Origin of the sequence: Streptomyces boncukensis (assembly GCF_011045075.1) — a bacterium.
GTDB lineage: Bacteria > Actinomycetota > Actinomycetes > Streptomycetales > Streptomycetaceae > Streptomyces > Streptomyces boncukensis.
The window spans coordinates 1-1,336 of record NZ_JAAKZZ010000962.1; the positions used below are offsets into that span (position 1 = coordinate 1).

General features: G+C 71.3%; 2 protein-coding genes. One reads left to right on the forward strand and one right to left on the reverse strand.

The genetic code is table 11. The annotated features are described in order from the left end of the window. Positions 1-89: 89 nt before the first annotated feature. A complete protein-coding gene (locus G5C65_RS37325) occupies positions 90-263 on the reverse strand; it encodes a hypothetical protein (RefSeq protein WP_165303471.1) in 174 nt (57 codons plus the stop codon). A 343-nt stretch (positions 264-606) separates the two neighbouring features. Between G5C65_RS37325 and G5C65_RS37330 the strand changes: the two genes are divergently transcribed. Further along, on the forward strand, positions 607-1,260 hold the full coding sequence (locus G5C65_RS37330) for a response regulator (RefSeq protein WP_165303472.1): 654 nt from the start codon (positions 607-609) through the stop codon (positions 1,258-1,260). Positions 1,261-1,336 lie beyond the last annotated feature (76 nt).

The following is a 1,336-nucleotide window of genomic DNA, read 5'->3' on the forward strand; positions in this document are numbered from 1 at the left end:
GGACAGGACAGGGGCAGGGCAGGGAAGAGGGCCCCGGACGGGGGACCGGGGCCCTCTGCTGGTGGTGCTGGTGGTGTGCTGGTTCCGCGTCAGGACGCCTGGGAGGCGACCTGCACGCCGTGCTCCGCGGCGAGGCGGTGGAGGTCTTCCAGCTCGGCCTGCTCGACGTCCACGAGGAACTCGTCGCCAGACTCGCGCGCGTGGCGCAGGTCGGATTCGGTGGTCCGTATCCGCTGCAGGATGCCGGCGGTGAACGCGTCCATGGTGCCCCCTCGTCGTGGGTCGGTGGCACGGGGGTGTGCCGAGGGTCGGGTCCTGTGCTCGATCACGGCGTGGTCCCCGGGAGCGTCGGCAGCGACTCCGTGGCATGCCGCGCACAGGGCGTGATCGCGTGGTGTGCCCGAGGTCCTCCCCACCCCCATCCTCAGAGAAACCTCAACTCCGCTGAAAAATCAGTGTGTGCGCGCGCTGTTCCCGAGCGCTTCACCTCTTACAGCCGATTTATCAAACTTCGGGGCAGGATGGAGGGCGTGCCGTACACCCTGCCCGCGGGATCCTCCGGGGCACCGCGGCACGACCACCACTCCGTGAGGGAAGGACAGCGCCGTGCGCGTACTCGTCGTCGAGGACGAGCAGCTGCTCGCCGATGCCGTGGCGACGGGCCTCCGCAGAGAGGCCATGGCCGTCGATGTGGTCTATGACGGCGCGGCGGCGCAGGAGCGCATCGACGTCAACGACTACGACGTCGTCGTGCTGGACCGCGACCTGCCGCTGGTGCACGGCGACGACGTGTGCCGCCGCGTCGTCGAGCTGGGCCTGCCCACCCGGGTGCTGATGCTCACCGCCTCCGGGGACATCAGCGACCGCGTGGAGGGCCTGGAGCTGGGCGCCGACGACTATCTGCCCAAGCCGTTCGCGTTCTCCGAGCTGACCGCGCGGGTGCGCGCCCTGGGGCGGCGTACGGCCACGGCGCTGCCGCCCGTGCTGGAGCGCGCGGGCATCAGGCTGGACCCCAACCGCCGCGAGGTGTTCCGGGACGGCACGGAGATCCAGCTCGCGCCCAAGGAGTTCGCGGTGCTGGAGGTGCTGCTGCGCAGCGAGGGCGCGGTCGTCTCGGCCGAGCAGCTGCTGGAGAAGGCGTGGGACGAGAACACCGACCCGTTCACCAACGTGGTCCGGGTGACGGTCATGACGCTGCGCCGCAAGCTGGGCGAGCCGCCGGTGATCGTCACCGTGCCCGGCGCCGGCTACCGGATCTGATCCCCCATGGCGTCCTCTCCCGCTCCCTCCGGCCCGTCGCCCGCGCCACCGGCACCGCCCAAGCCCACCTGGGACC